This window comes from Bacteroides caecigallinarum (assembly GCF_016901995.1).
In the GTDB taxonomy this organism is placed as follows: domain Bacteria; phylum Bacteroidota; class Bacteroidia; order Bacteroidales; family Bacteroidaceae; genus Phocaeicola; species Phocaeicola cellulolyticus.
Map to the genome: position 1 here is coordinate 1 of NZ_JACJLE010000049.1, position 20,915 is coordinate 20,915.

A 20,915-nucleotide genomic window follows, 5' to 3' on the forward strand; every position below is an offset into this window, starting at 1 on the left:
GAGTCCTTTAATCTGATTGATTTGACTTTGCCCATAGAGGTAGCTTTGAGGATTATGAGGCAAAGGTAGCAAATCTATATGATATAAACTAATTATGAACATCTACTTAGTAATAAATTTAACAATGATAATAAATAAAAATGCCCATTATCTTTACAGAAAACGGGCTGAAATTTGACTTTAAATGGGCTGAAACCTTAAATCGAATGACAGTCCATTTGTTCTATGATGATTTTTCATCTGATTTTTGCTCTATTTTCTCTTAAACCAAAGGCAAAACAAGCATAACTTATTGATACAATATACATATTTTATATCACAAAAAGCGACAATAATAACAAAAAGCAAAACACAAATCAAGAATAACCCAATAAACAACAACAATAAGTCATACTTAATATCTATCAGAAATGATAAAATTACGGACTACGCTCACATTGGTCCGAAAAATTAAAATCTCAAGGTTCCAAAATATCAAATTGACATTTTGAAACCTTGAGATCTATATCAAAAAGTTTCACAAGAAAGTTATTGTATAATTGCTTATTTCTTCTTATAATCCTTCACGATAGCTTCTGTTATCCAGTTAGCCAAGGCCTGGCGGTTATTAGGAATCACCAGACGTTTCTGGTCCAGGGCATTCTGCATATTACCAAGCTCCATAAACACTGCGACAGGAGTAGTATTCTTCAGAACATAAAGATTACGCTCGCTTACTGTTCCACCAAATCCTCTACCCGGCTGATGTTTTCTGTATTTACCTTTGAATGTCTTTTGAATTTCTGTTGCAAGACGTTTGCCGTATTTGCTGTTCGGGGCATGGTAAAAATATACGTCTGTCTGCTTGCTTCTTGAACGGCTGTCAACGTGAATAAATATAGCACGCTTATAACTGCTCTTATCCTTGCGGTAGAGATTATTTATAGCCACACACCTCTGCTTCAGACGCTCAATCTGATTAAGAGGAATAGGCTTGCCCATACAAGTTTCACGCTTGCTGTTCTTCAGAATATAAGAGTCGCGGATACCGTCTTTTGCATCCTGAATGATAAAATAGACCTTTGCCCCCCTCTCCAGGAGTTCCTTACCCAAACGGAGTATTATATCGTAGGCATATTCATCCTCATGCAGTTCCTTTCCCTGATACTTGCCTATACAGCCCGGATCAGGCCCTCCATGACCACTTACGAGATAAAAGACAGCCCCTTTCAGCGATGAAGAACTAACCGTGTAGGACGAATGAGATTTACCGAAAAGAGGTTCTTTCTTAGTTTGAGACGATACCGAAAAAGATATTACACAAAAGAATGACAATAAAAAACAAATGCGCTTCATACTTTTACAGTCAGTCTTTTAACATTTCATCTATTTTATTGCACAATGACTTGAACTCATCGTCATTGAAAAGTCTTGTCATCATTACAATCTTTCCATTACGGTCGATAAGCACATTTCTGGTTATTCCGGCATTTCTTTCCGCATAAAGCGCAAAAATATCTGCCCCCGGATCAAGTCCTAGAGGATAAGTGACTTTTGTCTGCTTAGCAAATGCCTTCACACGCTCCAGCGGTTCATCACGGTCTATACCGTAAAGGGCAAACTGCTTGTTATCCTTGTGCTTCTGCCATATATCACTCTCTATAAAAGGCATTTCCTTACGACAAACACCGCACCAGCTCGCTGTAAACTGAAGCATTACCACTTTTCCGCGGAGTGATGAGAGCTTCACTTTAGTTCCGTCAGTGAGAGTCATTTCGAAATCAGGGGCCATATCCCCTACCTTTACTATATATCCCGCCTTATCGGCTACAGGGTTTTGCGACATTAAATTTGTTACACCAAAAAGGCAGAAGAACATGGCTGCCAACATAATAAATCTTTTCATACTATTCTGGAATATAAAATATATAGAGCGTAAAAGTACAAAAAAACATCGGTACATTAAAATGCGTGAAACATTTGTAAACATAAAAAAGATGAACAACAACATCTATAGTCTGCAAAAACCATAAAATGTCATTGTTCATCTTCTTTTATTATGATATCACCTTATTACAAAGGCATGTTTCCATGTTTCTTTGGAGGATTGCTCTGACTCTTGTTCTGAGTCATTTCCAACGCCTGAATAAGTTTATATCTTGTATCTTTAGGAAGAATGATTTCATCAATATATCCCTGCTCAGCAGCACGATATGGGTTAGAGAATTTCTCCTTGTATTCTTCTACTGCCTTAGCCTTTTCTTCAGGAGTAGCCTTGCGGTAAAGGATATTTACAGCTCCATCAGCACCCATAACGGCAATCTCTGCTGTAGGATATGAGAAGTTTACATCCGAACCGATAGGCTTACTGTTCATAACGATGTATGCACCACCGTATGCCTTACGTGTGATAACTGTAATCTTAGGCACTGTAGCCTCAGCGTATGCATAAACAATCTTGGCTCCGTGACGGATGATACCATTGTGTTCCTGATCGCATCCAGGCAAGAAGCCAGGCACGTCAACAAACGAAATGATAGGAATATTGAAGCAGTCACAGAAACGGATGAAACGTGCAGCCTTGTCTGAAGCATCGATATCAAGCACGCCGGCAAGATATGCAGGCTGGTTTGCTACGATACCTACAGAACGTCCTCCCATGCGGGCAAATCCCACTACTATGTTCTTTGCAAAGTGTGGCATTACTTCGTAGAAGTACTGATTATCCACTACAGGCTCGATGATATTCTTGATATCATAAGGCATGTTTGGATCATCAGGAATTACAGACATAAGCGATTCGTCTGCTCTGCGGATATCATCAGAACATGGCTGTATAGGAGCATCTTCCATATTGTTTGATGGCAGGAAGCTCAACAGTTCGCGGATACCCATAAGTGTTTCTTCTTCTGTATCACAAAGGAAGTGAGTTACACCACTCTTGCTGCTGTGTGTGTATGCACCACCAAGTTCTTCCTTATTGACATCTTCGTGAGTTACAGTCTTAACCACATCCGGTCCTGTGATGAACATGTGGCTCTTTTCCTTCACCATGAAGATGAAGTCAGTAAGTGCAGGAGAATAACAAGCACCTCCGGCACAAGGACCCAGGATAGCAGAAATCTGAGGGATTACACCTGAAGCGATAGTGTTCTGATAGAAGATAGAAGCATAACCAGAGATACTTCCCACACCTTCCTGAATACGTGCGCCACCAGAGTCGTTCAATGCAATTACAGGAGCACCGTTCTTAAGTGCCAACTGTTGTACTTTAACAATTTTCTGTGCGCCTGTCACACTAAGTGTACCGCCATATACAGTGAAATCGTAAGCATATACATAAACCAGACGTCCGTCAACTTTACCATAACCGCACACGATACCGTCGCCAGGAATATGGTTCTTTTCCATACCGAAGTCGGTACAGTGATGTATCACGAACTTGTCTATTTCGTTGAATGTTCCTTTGTCAAGCAACATGTCTATACGTTCGCGGGCTGTCATATGTCCGTTGGCATGCTGTTTTTCCACACGCTCTACTCCACCGCCCTGAGAAGCCTTCTTGTCAAGCTCCTGAAAATATTTGTATTGTTCTTCTGTTGTCATAATTAGTCTTCTTTAATAATATCCAAAGTCATAACCACCTGATTGGCATTTACAGAGTCACCTTCTTTTACAAGGATTTCCTTAACTACGCAAGGAGCGCTTACCTTGTAGTTACTCTGCATCTTCATGGCTTCAATTACAACTACTATATCACCACTCTCAAGTTTGTCACCTACAGAAACCGGTATGCTCACAATCTTACCAGGCATAGGAGAAACAATCTTATCCTGCTGTTTTTCATCAGCTCCCTTACGCATACGAAGATACTTGGCCTGTGAATCTATGATATCAATGTTATATGACTGATAGTGAGCATTTACAGTATAACTCTTACCACCTTCCTTACGGATAAGTTCTGTGTTATACGATTTACCGTCATGTATAATAGAGCAACTACCGTTTTCAGCCATTACGATATCCACGTCGTATGGAACGCCATCAATAGTCAGTTGCACCTTATTACCTTCCTTGCTGACCAATGAAACATCAGCAACTCTGTTTCCTATATGTATTTCCATATTGTCAGTTTTTTAGATTACAAGTTGACGAGTTGACAAGGTTGCCGTCCGAATGGAATGCCTTGTTAACTTGTAACTGTAGCCTTGTTACCTCTTTTATATTCTTAATACACCTTTCTGCAATCCAAATTCTTTCCATCTGCTGATAGGACGGTTATCCGAAGATGTTCCCTTGTTTTCTTCCAAATTCATCAGATAGTCGATGTATGCAGCTATCATGGCTATGTTTTCAGTCTCTTCTTCTTTCTTGCCTGCCCATTCTTTAAGCATTTCCTGATGCTTAGGAATAAACAATGTATTATAGTGACCTTCTACAAAGTCAGGAACATTCATTATATGACGCAAGTAACTGATGTTAGTCTTGAGTCCGGTAATCTTGTATTCATACAGAACTCGGCGCATACGCTCAATGGCAAATTCACGTGTAGTAGCCCATACAATCAGCTTACCTATCATCGGGTCGTAATAGATAGGGATTTCGTAACTTTCATATACATAGCTGTCTATACGTACACCGATACCGTTAGGTTCCATCAGCTGCTTGATAATACCCGGTGAAGGCATAAAGTTATTGTCTGTATCTTCTGCACAGATACGGCATTCAATGGCATGTCCTCTCTGTTTCAGTTCTTCCTGCTTCAGATGCAAAGGCTCATTGTTAGCGATACGCAACTGTTCCTTAACCAGGTCAACACCAACAACCTCTTCTGTGATAGGATGTTCAACCTGAAGACGGGTATTCATTTCGAGGAAATAGAAGTTACGGTTCTTGTCAACGAGGAATTCAATAGTACCGGCACCCTTGTAGTTTACTGCCTTGGCAGCGGCTACGGCAGCCTTACCCATCTTTTCACGCAACTCTGGAGTTACGAATGGAGATGGAGTTTCTTCTACTACTTTCTGATTTCTGCGCTGGATAGAACATTCTCTTTCGAACAAATGTATGGCATTACCATAATTGTCACCCAAAATCTGGAACTCGATGTGATGAGGTTCTTCAACGAATTTCTCCAGATAAACAGTATCATCCCCGAAAGATGACATTGACTCTGAACGGGCAGTGTTGTAAGCCTCTTCCACCTCAGCCTCGCTATGGATAAGACGCATACCTTTACCACCGCCACCCATTGAAGCCTTAAGCATTACAGGATAACCTATTTCATTACAAATTCTCTTTGCTTCTTCTACATTCTGCAAAGGTTGTTCTGTACCGGGAACTACAGGCACTCCGGCTGCAATCATGTGTTTTCTTGCCGAAATCTTATCGCCCATAGCATCCATTGTTTCAGGATCAGGACCGATAAAGATAATTCCTTCCGCCTTACATCTGCGGGCAAATTCTGAATTTTCAGAAAGAAAACCATATCCCGGATGAATAGCATCTGCACCATGACGCTTGGCTGCCTCAATGATTTTGTCAATATTCAAATAACTTTCACGAGATGCAGCAGGACCTATGAAACAAGCTTCATCTGCATATAATACGTGGCGTGCCGCTCTATCGGCTTCCGAGAAAACTGCTACTGTCCTGATTCCCATCTCACGACAAGAACGCATAACACGCACTGCTATCTCTCCACGATTAGCTATCAATACTTTCTGTATCATGCTCTATTTTTTTGGTTTATAATCTTTTTATCAAAATTGCCTTCAACGGCACACAAAATCGAATTCTGTGCAAAAATATTAAAAGAATTACAAACACATGCTTAATAACATGTTTTTAAACTATCTGCCACTGCGTATTTCATGTTTTTTAACTACTCAAATCTCAATTCATTACAAATGCCACATGGATATAGCAAAATAATAAAAAAAGCCGGACAACAATAGCATAGTGTATCGGCTGCTGCCATATACAATATACTATTGTTATCCGGACTTACATTTGGGAAATATATGAAACCTTATTTCTTGCGTGAAACCGTATAGATTACTTTACCTTCCTTGTTTATCATGTGCAGGTTAAGTTCCTTTTTATCAGCCGAGATAAGTGAGAATCCTGTTTCACCACTACAGAACTTGGTTCCATCAACAGGTTTTACCTTACGACTGAGCGAACCTGATGTATTCACTACATAATCAATATTACTGTCAGCCTTACGTATATGCTGGAAATTGTGAATATGTCCGCACAAATACATATCTACATTTTTGTGTTTGCGTAAAACAGAATCGAGTCTTTTCTGCAGATCAAGTCTTTCTGAATCATCTTTTCCTGTCTCAGCATATATAGGATGATGTCCCACTACAAGCACCCAGTCTTCCTTTGCAGCAGTCAGAACAGAATCAATCCATGCCAATTGCTTGTTCATATCCTGTTTGCAAGCATCGGGATATTTCTCTGTATCTTCACGATATTTGTCAAGAAGAGGAGCTGTGTCCACCATTACGAAACGTACAGTGACACCGTCATTTTCCATAGCGAAAGTATAATATCTGTCAGGTACATTCCATCTTGCACTTACAGCACTGTAATCGATTACAGCCTGAGTGTTTCCACGGTACTCGTGATTACCAAGAATTGCATACCATGGAATCATCAGTTCAGGATGACTATATATAAGTTCATAGTTTGTCATCCACAGAGGGTCATTTACGCTGCGCACTCCTTCAAAATGGTGCACATCGCCTGCAGCAATCACACATTCAATATCCACGTTTTCCGCCATATTGCCCATCAGTTCGGCAATAGGTTTCTGGTCATAATATCCGTTTCGGCCAAGGTCATTGGCAAGATAGAAATTCAATGGCTTTTCAAGAGTCTTCCAGCTTTCAGGTGTTTGTGCAAAAGAAACTGTAACGACAAACAAAGCCATAAATAGCGTAATAATGTTCTTTCTTAATGAATTCATGATGTTGTAAATTATTTAATGATTATTTTACTTGTGCAAAGTAACGACATAAAGCTGAAAAGATTCTGAATTATCTTTATATAACAGACAAATCAGAATCTTTTTCTAATATATTTATACTAACACCTATTTATCAGAAACTGATTTTCACACCGGCATTAGCTCTAACTCCATAATATTCTGCCTGCATAGTGCGATCCTTAGTACCTTGATAATAACGCAACGGTTGGTTAAGAAGGTTTGTAGCTTCTGCATAAACAGTACATTTCACTTTCTTGCCGAATGTATAACTTGCATTTACATCCATGTAGTTTACAGAATCATAATATCTGTCAAGGTCTGCATGTTCTCCCATTTCATCGATGAAATCCGAAGCATAGTTATAAGACAATCTTACGTTAAATCCTTTCTTTTCGAAATACAGGGAAGCGTTTGCCGTATGTTCCGGAGAACCGGGAAGTCTCAAATCCTTTTCATTTTCACGTCCTTCGAAATTGAAGTTCTTCACATTGGTGTATGTATATGTATAGTTTCCATAGAAACCGATGCACTTCAAAGCCGGAGCTATGAAACCAAAGTCACGCTGGAAACCGACTTCAACACCGAGAAGGTCCGCATCACCGGCATTTACCGATTTCTTTATCTCCTTGAAATCTACTCCGGGATATCCGGCAAACTCACCGCTTGTACGCTGGTCAACTATAAAATCGTCAATTCTCTTATAGAAAATACCTCCGGAAACAAGTCCTATGCTTTTGAAATAATAGTCGGCACTCAAATCGAAGTTGTAAGATAGAGTTGGAGTCAAATCAGGATTACCTATATAGATTTTTGTTTCTGCAAGATTTATATTCGTACTTGGTACAAGTGCTGAATACTTAGGTCTTGCAAGAGTTTCAGTAAACGAAGCACGTACTTTGAAATCATCGTTTACATTAAACTTATAAAGGACGCTTGGAAGTATATTTATATAATTGTTCTTACGTTCTCCAGTCGGATCCAAAGTTTCGTTCTCATCCGCATCTACGTTCCAGTTGAAACCACTATAAGTAAGATTTGTTGCTTCCAGACGTGCACCAAGCACCAACTGGTGACGTTTTCCGAAATTCTGGTCAAAACGCAAGTAGCCTGAAGTCACTCTTTCTGTCGCGTCGAAGTTTCCTGACGATTCTTCCAGAACACGTTCTCCCTCCATATCAGAGAAATTCATGTTTCCAAGATATTCTTTTGTAACGAAATCTGTTGACTGATACTGTGATCCCGGCATATATCCATCACGCACCTGCGAGCTAAGATGACTCATATATTCGGTTCCGAATTTTTCTTCGTATGCGTCACAGTAGTCGTAAACTACAATATCCTTATGTTTGTTCTTGCTGACATGCTTTGCACCGAATTTCAGTCTGTTGCTATAATAGCCTAAAGCCAAAGGCAATTCAAAATTCAGTTTGAACTTAGCGTCTGTTTCATATATTTCCTGATTTGAATTTGTAAGTTCGTCCAATCCCCAGTCTCCGGTATTAGGATTAACTTTAGTTGAGATATAAGGGAAACGCTGACCTGCATCAACAACATCAAGAGCTATATCTTTCTGTTTAAGAGTGAAATATCTTTCTTCAGGACGGTCTTCGCTAGCACGAGAGTAAGACGCACCCCAGTCCATCTTCAATTTACCGAACAGGTGTTCACCTCCCAAAGCCAAGTCCATTGTCTGCTGCAATTCAAGACGCGCATTTCTGTTATCAGAAGAACCTCCTTTGGTCTGAATCTCTACTTTAGCTTCGCCATCTGCTGCGGCATCAAGATCTTTATATGAAATACGGTAACGGTTTTCCCAGTCGTGACGACGGTTATAGATACCCTTGAAAGTAAGTTTGTGATTAGGATTTATATCATAATCCAAAGACAATGAATAACTCTGACGCTGGCGTGTCACATAATACTGGCGAGTTTCAGCATCTGTAATGAAAACTTCTCCTGTATCTTCATCTCTGTCATATTCAAACTCCACATCGTCCGAACCTATAGGAGCATTCTGATATGAAAGAGCCACCATCATACCGAGTTTATCGTTGAAGAAACGGTCACCGTAAGTAAATCCGGCATTAACCTGTGCTTTCTGGCTCACTACATTATAACCACTACCAAGAGTAGCATTGATAACACGCTTGTACGGAGTACTCTTTGTAACAAGATTGATAGAACCACCGATAGCATCTCCATCCATATCTGCAGTAACCACCTTGTTTACTTCAATAGTCTGAACCATATCAGAAGGAATAAGGTCGAGCTGTACATTACGGATATCTCCTTCAGCTGAAGGTATTCTATTACCATTGATTGTTACAGAACTTAAATCAGCCGATGTACCACGTACTTGTCCGAAGCGTGCTTCTCCCTGGTCATACTGAACATTGATTCCGCTAATACGTTTCAAGGCATCACCGATGTTTGAATCCGGAAATTTACCGACCTGATCGGCAGAAACCACATTCACAATACCCATTTCATTTTTCTGCGAGTTCAAAGCACGACGCTGTCCCTGAAAAGCACCGCCAACGATTACTTCCTGCAATTCAACACCTTCATTAAGTACAATATTCTTCTCTACAGTTTTACCACCTGAGATTTTGATTTTCATTTCAATTGGACTATAACCTACATATGTCACTTTAACCTTGTATTCACCCGGTTTTAAATTAGGTAGAATATAGAACCCGTCGATATCACTGACCACACCGGTGTGTAAATCCTCTATAAATATAGAAGCTCCTGGCAGAGTGTGATTTTCAGTATCTACTACACGTCCTCTGACAATACCCATTTCTGCAAGCTCTGTATCGTCTGCAGCGAAAACATTTGCACTAAGCGCTGTTGCAGCCAAGACGCATGCAACACTTTTAAAAACCTTTTTCATACCTTTATTAAAAAAAACTTTTTTCTTTTTCTGGCGCAAAGGTCTCAATAAGCGGTTACATATTCATTTCGCAGATTTTAAGAATTCAAAACAAAAATATTGCAAAAATATTACAGTGAAAACTATTTATAACTTATCGTTTTCATTTCTCCCCAAGTTATTGAAGTGAAACCATTCTTATTCCATAAACACTCTCTCACTGTAATAATCTTATTTTCAGTATCAATACATACGGTCTGATAAGATAACAGGTTTTCATTCTTGGAAGAATACTCCCCTTTCATAGGTGAATCCACTCTGAATACAGGCAGAGAAACAGTACCATTGACACCCTTCCATTCATAGAATTCATTATAATTGCAGTCACCATGAAAATATGCCTTGATCTGTGGGTGTGACTCTACAAAACGTTCAAGATGACTCCAATTAGCCTTAGGCAACTTGTTAATATTATCAACAGAACAAGTATCACTCAACAGATTTTCAAACTTGTCATCCGCATTTATATTATAAGGATAATTAGGATTGGTATAATGTTTTGCATCAGCCTCAACAGGATCATGGGTGAATATTATAACAGGCGAAACAGGATCTTCCGTCATGACACTGTCCATCCACATACGCATATTGCTGTCGGGCCACATACCAATGAACATAAATCTGAGGCTATCCCTGACAAAGGAATAGCGGACACGATGTGAGGAATAATCAAATTCTTTAATCTCACTATGTCCGTACATCGGCATATTATGATTGAATATACCTACCGCACTCGCATCATCACGCTCAGGTGAAAGTCTCTTCGGGTATCCTATAGCATTTGATATGTCATGATTTCCGGGAACAACATAAACAGGATAATCCAAAGCATCTATCCAGTCCTTTTTAAATTGATTCCACGATTCAGATGCTGTCCATGCTCCTTTTTGCATTCTGTTTGAAATATCCCCCGTACAAATAAGGAAATCCGGCTCCCCGAATACAGTTCCCGCTCCGGCTCCTCCGTCTGACGGCAATGTTGAAGAATAAAGCAACGTAAACGATTTCAACATTTCATCCACCACCTTATATGTCTCACACTCCTTCCCTCTAAAAGTTCTCTTTATTCCATAATGAAGGTCCGAACAATAGATAAACCGTATCTCTTCAGCGTCTAAAGTTAATACATTGATAAAATTGAATATCAGAAATAGAAAAAGCGAAATAAAACGAATAGTTCTCATTTGTTACAGCTACATTTTAATGTTTATAACTTATCAATATTTATCCGCAAAAATAAAGCAATTGACAAATTATAAATACCATAAGGTTATCATAAACTTAACCGGCAACAAATGATGTCATACGTTTGTAACTAAAATGAAAAGAAAACTAAAAGCCAAGTTTAAGAACTATTTAAATACCATTTAAATACCATTTAAACAGTATTTAAACAGCTCTTAATTCAATCATTTCCGCATTCAACCTTATGCAAACACCTGATAAACTTATCTATAAAACAATCCACCTCCGATTTTGAGATACACAATGGTGGCAATATCCTCAGAACATTTTTTCCTGAATATCCGGTAAATATATAATAGTCATACAGTAAAGAATTGCGGATAACAGATACAGGAACCGTAAGCTCAATCCCTATCATCAGTCCACGCCCTCTCACTTCCTTGATTAACGGAGAATTCAAAGAACGCAATTTACCGATAAAATAGGAACCTACTTCATAGGCATTCTCTATAAGATGCTCATCTTTCATTACCTGAATCACCGACAATGCAGCCGCACATCCCAGATGATTTCCTCCAAACGTGGTTCCAAGCATTCCCTTACACGGTTTGAAAGCATCGCTTATCAATACTCCGGAGAAAGGAAAACCATTTGCTATGCCTTTTGCCACAGTAATGATGTCAGGTTTTATGCCGCACCACTGATGGGCAAAGAACTTTCCCGTTCGTCCGTATCCGGATTGTATCTCATCCAGAATGAGAACGGCATTATACTGTTGGGTAAGCTTTCTTAAAGCCTTGAGGAATTCATCATCAGGAATTCTTATTCCTCCCACTCCCGATATACCTTCTATTATCACAGCACATACATCACCTTTACGCAGCACGTCCTCAACCTCAGCAATATCCATATCTGCAAAATAGACATTGTCATTGGAATTAATAGGTGCGGTTATCAGCGGATTGTCTGTCACTTCCACTGCAGCAGACGTACGGCCATGGAAAGAACTCTTGAAAGCTATAACCTTTTTCTTTCCGGTATGAAACGATGCCAGTTTAAGGGCATTCTCGTTGGCTTCGGCTCCCGAATTGACAAAGAACGCACTGTAATCCGGATAACCGGATATTTCCCCTAATTCGTATGCAAGTTTTTCCTGGAGTTTATTAATCACAGAATTAGAATAGAACATCAGATTCTGCATCTGCTCATACATACACTTTATCAGATATGGATGAGAGTGTCCAATTGATATTACAGCATGTCCACCATAGAAATCCATATATGAATTTCCGACTTCATCATATACATAACAGCCTTTTCCACGAACTATATTTATGGGAAATACAGAATATACATCAAACAAATTCATAAGCAATTCTTTAGTATTTTATTATTCCATTCTGCCATACTTCATCTCATTACCATTCTTATCATACTGTTTACGCTTCCCTGTCGGAGGATCCAATAAGACTATCCTGACAACCGCCGTACGATGAAGACTTCTCTCAACCGCTTCTTCGAAAGCATCCATGTGTTTGGGCAAGAAACGTTGGCTTATCAATCTCAGAGCCAGAACCTTTTCATAATTGTCAGTTACAATTTCAGCCTTTCCGAATGCGATAGCCGAGCGATACTGGAGAGTGAATGTTCCGTCTTTAGGTCCTACAGTAGGCTGGCATTTAGTTACAGCAGAAAGGCATACCTCCGGATTCACAGCAATGGCATCAAGCTTATCTCCCTCCGGGGCACAATGAAAATACCATACATTATCATCTTTGCTTGCCAAAGAAAGCGGCACGCCGTATGCAGTACCGTCCGCTCTGGTAAAACTTACAGTTATATACGGAGCCTTTCGCATCACCTCCAATGCCCATTGGCTGTCCATTTCACGACTTGTTTTTCTCATATTCCACAAATTAATCATTCAACTGCCACAAAAATACTATCATTACTCCTATCCGTATGTAAGATTTATGACAGAGACCTGCATTTGGCAATAAATAAAAGACATTAATACGTAAATATATTTGACTATTAGAGATTAAACAGATACTTTTGTATCTGAAACCGTAAAGCAAAGATGAAAACAATAACTTTCGATAATTACTACAAGGAGAAACTGCTGTCAATACCACTGTTCTGTGATTTACCTGACAACATTAAACACGAGATTATCAAAAAGCTTGATGTAAAACTTTATGATATTGATGAAAACGCAGTGGTATTGGAACAGGGTAATGTATGCTGCAATCTGTATGTACTTCTAAAAGGTACATTGGAAGTAAATATCATCGATGCTAACGCCAACGAGGTCCTGATAGAATATATAGAATCGCCAAGGGCATTTGCCACACCTCACCTCTTCAAGAAGGACAACCGTCTGCCCGCTACATTTAAAACTATAGAGAGATCTGTATTACTGACAGCTACCAAAGATTCCACATTCGAGCTGATAAGCAAATACCCTGATATATTAAAGAATTTCCTTTGTGTCTCGGGAAATTGCAATGTGTGCACCACAATGCGACTGGATGTACTGTCCAGAAAAACCATCCGCGAAAGAATACTGGTATATCTGATGAAAAGAATTGACAAAGGGACATCAACAATAAAACTTACGCATACCATCACCCAGCTGGCAGAATACATTAATGTCACACGCCCTGCCCTATCAACAGAATTCAACAAGATGGAGAAGGAAGGCATTATTACTAGAAAGGGAAATAATAACATTGAATTGAATCTTAAAGCTATAAGAAACATTGTCCTATAGAAGGAAATCTGGAATGAATCTGATAAAAAAACAAAAACGACTAAGTACAATCTATAAATATAACTTATGTTTTTATAAACCACACTGTGATTTATAGAAATAACACTGTGATTTGTACAAACCACAGTGTGGTTTAAAGTAATCATCAAGGAGTTTACAAGAAAAAAACTTAGGAATGACAATTTTATTTTCATCACTGAAAATTATTATCTCAAACTAAAAGTGTACAGATATATAAAAAGACAGATGATGTACCATGAAAATAATGATACACCATCTGTCTTTTTATTATATATGATAGATTTATCTTACTTGTCCGAATCAATCTCTTTCAGCAATTCCTCTACTGCTGTTTTCAGCTGAGTATCTTCACCTTTAACAATAGTTTCAGGAGAGTTCAAAATGTATATATCCGGTTCAAGCTGTGAATTTTCCAGATAGCTTCCATCAGGCAAACGATAACCTACCACAGGAATACCGAATACCAGTGTAGGATCCTGAAGACGCTCCCAATTGACACTTGTCATAGTTCCTGGAACAGGAGCACCCACCAATTTGCCTATGCCCCTATGCTTATATACCCACGGAGTTCCATGAGCATTAGAGTAATTGGCCTCACACTGAAGCATAATAGAAGGCTTGTTCCATCTGCGGCTTGGCATATCACAAGCTTCACGACCTCTTACCACCTGTGTGAAATACTTTTTGCCACTAAACAGCACCTCGATATCCTCATGCAGGCGACCTCCACCATTGAAACGTGTATCGATAACAATTCCTTCACAATTATTGTACTTACCTAAGATATCAGAATATACTGTACGGAAGCTTCCGTCGTCCATAGACTGGATATGAACATAACCCAAACGTCCACCGGAAAGTTTCTCTACCTCCTCAGCACGCTGCTTAACCCAACGTTTATACAGAAGTGAACTCATGGCACCACTTGTAACCGGCTTAACAACCTCATCCCATCTTTCTCCGGAATCAGGATTATAAACAGACACAAGCACCTTCTTGCCGGCCTTTCCGTTAAGGAGAGTAGTATAGTCTGTATCCTTATCTATAACACGGCCGTCAATCTTTTCTATTATATTACCGGCCTCTACTTTAGAGCTCTTTCTGTCGAACGGACCTTTGGCCACAACTTCAGAAATACGAAGTCCCTTGCCTGAGTATTCCCAGTCATACAGTAATCCCAAGTTTGCTGTAGCCTCTGTCTTTGAAGACGGACGGTAACTTGCACCGGTATGCGAAACATTAAGCTCGCCAAGCCACTCACTAAGCATCTCGGCAAAGTCATAATTATTTGAGATATGAGGCAAGAAACGGCGATAAGCTGCAGTAAGTCCTTCCCAATCTACTCCATGCATATTAACCTCATAGAAACGTTTCTTCTCCTGTTTATATACATGATTGAACATATACTCACGTTCTGCAGCAAGATCCATTTTCATTTCAGCATTATATGTTATAGGCTTCAGAGACTCGGACGAAGCATCCATTTTCTGCATATTGCTTCCGCCAAGAATAAACACAGCCTTACCTTCCTTATCGGTCTGCATATCTCCCCATCCGGCATCCATCTTATGCAGGAGCTTGGTTTCTTTTTTTCTCAGATCCAACTTCCACATATCATATCCACCCTCGAATGAAGACAGATAATAAAGCTTTTCTCCATCCTTTGAAATAATAGCAGAAGCTATGCTTGATGAGTTAGGAGTAAGACGGACAATGCGGTCTTCTATACCTTCTGTTTCAACCTCAACAGGTTTTACTGATTCTTCGTCTTTCTTGTCGGCATCATCACCCTTCTTTGATTTTTTATCGTCTTTCTTTGAACTCTTGTCGCCCTTAGAGTTATTTTCCTTCTTGGAAGCCTTCTCCTGTTCTTCCTTCAGAGCCTTCTCTATTTCATAATCCTCTTTGCTAAGACGGAATTTATCGTATGAGTCCTGATTCATGAAAACTATCATCACATCATCCAGCGAGCCCCATGAAGCATGATTGCGCATACCGTATCTTTCGGTAGTGAAAAGAAGAGCATTACCATCCATAACCCAACGAGGAGAACCGCTTGTATAACCGCTTCCTGTAATATTCACAATATCTCCTTTTCCGTCGGCCTTAACAATGCCTATATCAGTGTAAGGATCGTGTTTGTGACCTATAAATTCAAGAGTGAACCATTTTCCGTCAGGACTCCATGAATACTCAAATCCTCCGTAAGTATTATACCATGTAGAACCATCGGTGATCTGTCTTACTTTCTTCGATTCGAGGTTCACCACCATAAGTTTGTTCCTGTCTTCAATGAAAGCCACTTCCTTACCGTCTGGAGAGAACTTAGGATATCCACGTTCCACAGATGTTGAAGGCAGCAAAGCTTCTTCCTCTATAAGTGTAGCGTTAGGGAAATTAGGGTCATCTTTACGGGCTATCTTAGCCAGATATAGTCCCCAGTTGCCACCTCTTTCGCTTGCATAAACCAAGGTACGGTTGTCTGCTCCGAAAGAAACACCTTTCTCCGCTTCCGGAGTATTAGTTATCTGCTTGGTGGTATTGTATTCTACAGAAGTCACAAAAACCTCGCCACGCACAATAAATGCCACCTGTTTACCGTCTGGAGATACTACCGCCTCACTTGCGCCACGTGTGAAGCTCATATTTTCAGGTATATCCTCATCATCCCTCACAAGAGTAACATTCAGTTTTTTAGGCTTTTCTCCAAGGTTCTGAGTATAAATCTCACCATTATAAAAGTAGCACAATTTATTTCCGTCACCAACCGAAAGGAATCTAACGGGATGAACCTTAAAATCGGAAATCTGGCTCACATTCTTTGGATCTGATAGTGGGAAAGAATAAACATTAAAAGTTCCTCCGTCTCTTTCACTCAAGAAAAATACAGTCTTCTCATCATCCGAGAATACAGGATTTCTGTCTTCACCTGCACGCTCTGTAAGATTGGTATGCTTTCCGCTTTTTGTATCATATAACCAGACATCACGTGTTACGGAAGAAGTATGATGCTTTCTCCACTCATCTTCATACCCCTTACAGTCCTGATAAAGGAACAAATCGCCTTCATTATTAAACTCAACCATTTCGGCAGGAGTGGCAAGAACCTGTAAAGTTTTTCCTCCTTCTGCTGGAACTTTATAAAGTTCGGTCATAGCCGAAGTAGGGAAAAGAGCACTCTGTGCAGGGTCCTGAATAGAGGCAGAAAAATAAACGAACTTGCCATCAGGACTGAAAGCTGTAGGTATCTCTGACGCAGAATTAAGGGTAAGTCTGCGTGCCGGACCACCATCAGCCGACATAATGAACACATCCTGATTACCATAACGGTCGCTTGCAAAAGCTATTTGCTTACCGTCGGGCGACCATACCGGGTCTGATTCATACGACTCCTGTGTGGTAAGCTGAACAGCCTGTCCACCATTGGAACTAACTTTATACACATCTCCCTTATAGCAGAAAACCACTGACTTGCCATCGGGTGATATGCGTACATCACGCATCCATAGAGGATTAATACTTGCAGCCTGAGCAGTCAAAGCTCCCGCACCAAGTATCAGCATTAGAATATTCTTTCTCATCATTCAAATATTATATTTCAGTTATATTATTATTTTATTTATCCAGCTTGTATGCTCGTTATCTCCTGCAATTCCCTTACAGCCGACTGCACATCTTTTATATCCTTGATAATCATGCTGCGTTTTCCGTTCTGCTCCCTGAGATTACACTTGCGAGGATAGCGTGACATATAGCCTATCATCTTGCCGAAAGCCTCACTCTGATAATACGGACTGTCAGGATTGCTTACAAAGAAGAGTGTCATACGTCCTGATTTCAGGAATATCTTCTCTATACCAAGACGCTTGGCAATGCGCCTCAACGGAACTATCCGTATCAGCTCTTCCCCTTCCGGCGGAATTGCTCCGAAACGGTCTATCAGACGCGCTTTAAAATCTTCTACATCCTTGTCGAGTTCCAGTTTGTCAAGTTCGCGATAGAGAAGCATTCTTTCGCTGCTGCTCGGTATGTATTCATTCGGGAACAGGAGTTCGAGGTCGCTCTCTACGGTACATTCATCAACGAAACCTTCGCCACTTAAAACTTCATCACCAGCTTTTACCTCATCGGCATAAAGTTCGGAGAACTCATCGTTTTTAAGTTCGGTAACAGCCTCAGCCAAAATCTTCTGATAAGTCTCATAACCAAGGTCGGCAATGAAACCGCTCTGTTCGGCTCCAAGCATATTTCCTGCACCACGGATATCAAGATCCTGCATGGCTATATGGATACCGCTGCCCAAATCGCTGAAATTCTCAATAGCCTGCAGACGGCGGCGCGCTTCGGGAGTCAGCGAACTCAATGGAGGTGCAAGCAGATAACAGAAGGCTTTTTTGTTTCCACGTCCAACACGTCCGCGCATCTGATGCAGGTCGCTCAAACCGAAATTCTGCGCCTGGTTTATTATTATGGTATTGGCATTCGGAATGTCTATACCACTTTCGATTATGGTTGTAGCTAGAAGTACATCGTAATCATAATTTACGAAATCGAAGATAATCTTCTCAAGTTCCTCCGGCTGCATCTGCCCGTGGCCTATACATACACGGCAATCCGGTATATTTCTTTCTATCAGAGCCTTCAGCTCAACAAGATTCTGTATGCGGTTGTTCACAAAGAACACCTGACCGTTACGGCTCATCTCGAAATTTATAGCCTCGGTTATAATCTCCTCGTTGAAAGTATGAACCTCGGTCTGTATAGGATATCTGTTAGGCGGTGGTGTCTGAATTACAGACAGGTCTCTTGCGCCCATAAGCGAGAACTGGAGGGTGCGCGGGATAGGCGTGGCCGTCATAGTGAGTGTATCAACATTCACCTTTATCTGACGGAGCTTTTCCTTCACACTTACACCGAACTTCTGTTCCTCGTCTATGATAAGCAAGCCCAAATCCTTGAACTTGACACTCTTTCCTATTATCTTGTGAGTACCGATAAGGATATTTATCTGACCGTCGGCAAGCTCTTTCAATATGCGGCTTGTATCCTTGGCAGTACGTGCACGGCTAAGATATTCCACCTTGCATGGCAATCCCTCAAGTCGTTTCTTGAAAGTCTGGAAATGCTGGTATGCAAGAACTGTTGTAGGGACAAGTACTGCCACCTGCTTATTGTCTGCCACAGCCTTGAAAGCCGCTCTTACGGCAACTTCCGTCTTACCGAAACCTACGTCTCCACAGACAAGTCTGTCCATAGGACGGTCGCTCTCCATATCGGCTTTCACCTCCTGAGTAGCTTTAGACTGGTCGGGAGTATCTTCATAAAGGAACGATGCCTCAAGCTCATGCTGGAGGAAACTGTCAGGACTATATTTGAAACCTTTCTCCTGTTTGCGCTGCGAGTAAAGTTTTATAAGGTCGCGGGCTATATCTTTTATCTTGGTCTTGGTGCGTTCCTTGATTTTCTCCCACGCGCCTGTACCCAATTTGCTGATTCTTGGCGGTTCGCCTTCCTTGCCCTTATATTTGGAAATCTTATGAAGCGAATGGATTGACACGAACACCACATCGTCATTCTGATAAATCAGTTTGATTACTTCCTGAGTGGTATTCCCGTTAGGTATGCGTACCAGTCCGGCAAAACGGCCTATACCATGGTCTATATGAACGACATAGTCTCCAGGTTCAAACTGATTAAGTTCCTTAAGCGAAAGTGCAACTTTACCGCTACGTGCCTTGTCGCTGCGGAGATTGTATTTATGGAAACGGTCGAATATCTGATGGTCGGTGAATATACACATACTGAGTGTATGGTCCACAAAACCTTCGTGCAAAGTGCGGTCCACCGGTTCGAATTCTATCTTGTCTCCCCTCTCCTTGAATATATCCTTCAGTCGGTCAGTCTGTTTGGAGCTGTCGGAACATATATATATCTTATATCCACGCTGGATAAAATCATTCAGAGAAGACGACACCATATCGAAATTCTTATGGAAAATAGGCTGAACAGAAGTCTCGAAAACGAGTTTCGCCTGTGGCGTTCCAACAGGTTTGGCGCCGAAATCCACTCTTCTGAAATCAAGAGCCTTGTCTGTGAAATCAGTTCCCTGAATTATGGTTTTCTGAATGTCAGGCAGTTCCACATTACTTTCCTCGGCCACAGCTATCGCCTGAGATGAAAGCACCTCATCATGAATACTCTGTATTCTCTCTCTTACCCATAACAGGTCTTTCACACACAGCAAAGCGTGTGATGGAAGAAAATCAAGGAATGTCACCGAATCGCCGGTAACTCCTGTCAACTCCGGAACTATATTTACAGCAGTCTTCTTCTCTTTCGATAACTGCGATTCAACCTCAAAAGTTCGTATACTGTCTATCTCGTCACCAAAGAAGTCTATACGGTAAGGATACTCAGACGCAAAGGAAAACACATCGAGAATACTTCCACGGGTGGCAAACTGCCCCGGTTCGTAAACATAGTCCACATGGTCGAACCCCAACGATACCAATTGTGCGGCTATAGTGTCAGTCTCAACATTCTGACCAACCTTGAGCGAAACAGTCTTGTCCGTCAGAAGCTTCTTCGACACCACTTTTTCCGCCAAAGCTTCAGGATATGTAACCACCGCCACATTATCCCTCTTTTCCAGACGGCTCAACACTTCGGTGCGAAGAATCTCGTTTGCAGCATCTTTCTGCCCATACTTGATGGCACGCCTGTACGACGAAGGGAAAAACAGGATATCCGCATCACCATTGGCCTGAACCATATCGTGATAGAAATATCCGGCCTCCTCACTGTCATTAAGCACAAACACATATACTGATGGATTATTCTTTATAAATGCCGAAAAGAACAATGATACACACGAAGCATGCACACCGCCCACATAAACAGTCTTTATGCCACCATCCTTAAGAATCGAAGCCAAACCTTTGGTGTTAGGATGAGTGGCATATACGTTTTGCAATTCTGTAATAGTCATCGTTATGAAAAATAGTTCGTGCAAATTTACGAAA

At 40.7% G+C, this 20,915-nt stretch carries 13 protein-coding genes; 1 reads left to right on the plus strand and 12 read right to left on the minus strand.

The window, feature by feature from the left end:
* Positions 1-543: 543 nt before the first annotated feature.
* The 10 genes from H6A61_RS12320 to H6A61_RS12365 form a co-directional block, all read right to left on the minus strand.
* Positions 544-1,335, minus strand: a complete 792-nt coding sequence (locus H6A61_RS12320) for an N-acetylmuramoyl-L-alanine amidase family protein (RefSeq protein ID WP_204393998.1) — start codon at positions 1,333-1,335, stop codon at positions 544-546.
* A 10-nt stretch (positions 1,336-1,345) separates the two neighbouring features.
* The gene (locus tag H6A61_RS12325; protein ID WP_239469207.1) at positions 1,346-1,858 is read right to left on the minus strand and encodes a peroxiredoxin family protein; all 513 of its coding nucleotides are present in this window, start codon (positions 1,856-1,858) and stop codon (positions 1,346-1,348) included.
* Between the two features lie 194 nt (positions 1,859-2,052).
* Positions 2,053-3,585: an acyl-CoA carboxylase subunit beta gene (locus H6A61_RS12330; RefSeq protein WP_204394000.1), complete on the minus strand. Its 1,533-nt coding sequence runs from the start codon at positions 3,583-3,585 to the stop codon at positions 2,053-2,055.
* A gap of 2 nt (positions 3,586-3,587) precedes the next feature.
* The gene (locus tag H6A61_RS12335; protein WP_154043613.1) at positions 3,588-4,103 is read right to left on the minus strand and encodes a biotin/lipoyl-containing protein; all 516 of its coding nucleotides are present in this window, start codon (positions 4,101-4,103) and stop codon (positions 3,588-3,590) included.
* A 96-nt stretch (positions 4,104-4,199) separates the two neighbouring features.
* Complete coding sequence (gene accC / locus H6A61_RS12340; RefSeq protein ID WP_204394002.1) at positions 4,200-5,711, minus strand: acetyl-CoA carboxylase biotin carboxylase subunit; 1,512 nt, start codon at positions 5,709-5,711, stop codon at positions 4,200-4,202.
* 299 nt (positions 5,712-6,010) lie between these two features.
* A complete protein-coding gene (locus H6A61_RS12345; RefSeq protein WP_235340375.1) occupies positions 6,011-6,922 on the minus strand; it encodes a metallophosphoesterase in 912 nt (303 codons plus the stop codon).
* 169 nt (positions 6,923-7,091) lie between these two features.
* Positions 7,092-9,875 (minus strand): TonB-dependent receptor, encoded by a 2,784-nt coding sequence (locus H6A61_RS12350; RefSeq protein ID WP_204394004.1) that lies wholly within the window; start codon positions 9,873-9,875, stop codon positions 7,092-7,094.
* 122 nt (positions 9,876-9,997) lie between these two features.
* Positions 9,998-11,098: a metallophosphoesterase family protein gene (locus H6A61_RS12355; RefSeq protein WP_204394006.1), complete on the minus strand. Its 1,101-nt coding sequence runs from the start codon at positions 11,096-11,098 to the stop codon at positions 9,998-10,000.
* 221 nt (positions 11,099-11,319) lie between these two features.
* Positions 11,320-12,468: an aspartate aminotransferase family protein gene (locus tag H6A61_RS12360; RefSeq protein ID WP_204394008.1), complete on the minus strand. Its 1,149-nt coding sequence runs from the start codon at positions 12,466-12,468 to the stop codon at positions 11,320-11,322.
* A 21-nt stretch (positions 12,469-12,489) separates the two neighbouring features.
* Complete coding sequence (locus H6A61_RS12365) at positions 12,490-13,005, minus strand: pyridoxamine 5'-phosphate oxidase family protein (RefSeq protein WP_204394010.1); 516 nt, start codon at positions 13,003-13,005, stop codon at positions 12,490-12,492.
* 174 nt (positions 13,006-13,179) lie between these two features.
* Here H6A61_RS12365 and H6A61_RS12370 point away from each other — a divergent pair, with 174 nt between their 5' ends.
* Entirely contained in the window at positions 13,180-13,872 is a 693-nt protein-coding gene (locus H6A61_RS12370) for a Crp/Fnr family transcriptional regulator (protein WP_204394012.1), read from the plus strand.
* Between the two features lie 308 nt (positions 13,873-14,180).
* Here H6A61_RS12370 and H6A61_RS12375 read toward each other — a convergent pair whose 3' ends face one another.
* Together H6A61_RS12375 and mfd are read right to left on the minus strand one after the other, a co-directional pair.
* On the minus strand, positions 14,181-17,474 hold the full coding sequence (locus tag H6A61_RS12375; protein ID WP_204394021.1) for a S41 family peptidase: 3,294 nt from the start codon (positions 17,472-17,474) through the stop codon (positions 14,181-14,183).
* Positions 17,475-17,512: 38 nt separating this feature from the next.
* Positions 17,513-20,881: a transcription-repair coupling factor gene (gene mfd, locus H6A61_RS12380; protein WP_204394014.1), complete on the minus strand. Its 3,369-nt coding sequence runs from the start codon at positions 20,879-20,881 to the stop codon at positions 17,513-17,515.
* Positions 20,882-20,915: the final 34 nt, after the last annotated feature.

Bases quoted from the DNA above. Each gene is read 5' to 3' on its own strand.
- H6A61_RS12320 (WP_204393998.1), bottom strand. From the start codon at position 1,335: ATGAAGCGCATTTGTTTTTTATTGTCATTCTTTTGTGTAATATCTTTT.
- H6A61_RS12325 (WP_239469207.1), bottom strand. From the start codon at position 1,858: ATGTTCTTCTGCCTTTTTGGTGTAACAAATTTAATGTCGCAAAACCCT.
- H6A61_RS12330 (WP_204394000.1), bottom strand. From the start codon at position 3,585: ATGACAACAGAAGAACAATACAAATATTTTCAGGAGCTTGACAAGAAG.
- H6A61_RS12335 (WP_154043613.1), bottom strand. From the start codon at position 4,103: ATGGAAATACATATAGGAAACAGAGTTGCTGATGTTTCATTGGTCAGC.
- accC (WP_204394002.1), bottom strand. From the start codon at position 5,711: ATGATACAGAAAGTATTGATAGCTAATCGTGGAGAGATAGCAGTGCGT.
- H6A61_RS12345 (WP_235340375.1), bottom strand. From the start codon at position 6,922: ATGGCTTTGTTTGTCGTTACAGTTTCTTTTGCACAAACACCTGAAAGC.
- H6A61_RS12350 (WP_204394004.1), bottom strand. From the start codon at position 9,875: ATGAAAAAGGTTTTTAAAAGTGTTGCATGCGTCTTGGCTGCAACAGCG.
- H6A61_RS12355 (WP_204394006.1), bottom strand. From the start codon at position 11,098: ATGAGAACTATTCGTTTTATTTCGCTTTTTCTATTTCTGATATTCAAT.
- H6A61_RS12360 (WP_204394008.1), bottom strand. From the start codon at position 12,468: ATGAATTTGTTTGATGTATATTCTGTATTTCCCATAAATATAGTTCGT.
- H6A61_RS12365 (WP_204394010.1), bottom strand. From the start codon at position 13,005: ATGAGAAAAACAAGTCGTGAAATGGACAGCCAATGGGCATTGGAGGTG.
- H6A61_RS12370 (WP_204394012.1), top strand. From the start codon at position 13,180: ATGAAAACAATAACTTTCGATAATTACTACAAGGAGAAACTGCTGTCA.
- H6A61_RS12375 (WP_204394021.1), bottom strand. From the start codon at position 17,474: ATGAGAAAGAATATTCTAATGCTGATACTTGGTGCGGGAGCTTTGACT.
- mfd (WP_204394014.1), bottom strand. From the start codon at position 20,881: ATGACTATTACAGAATTGCAAAACGTATATGCCACTCATCCTAACACC.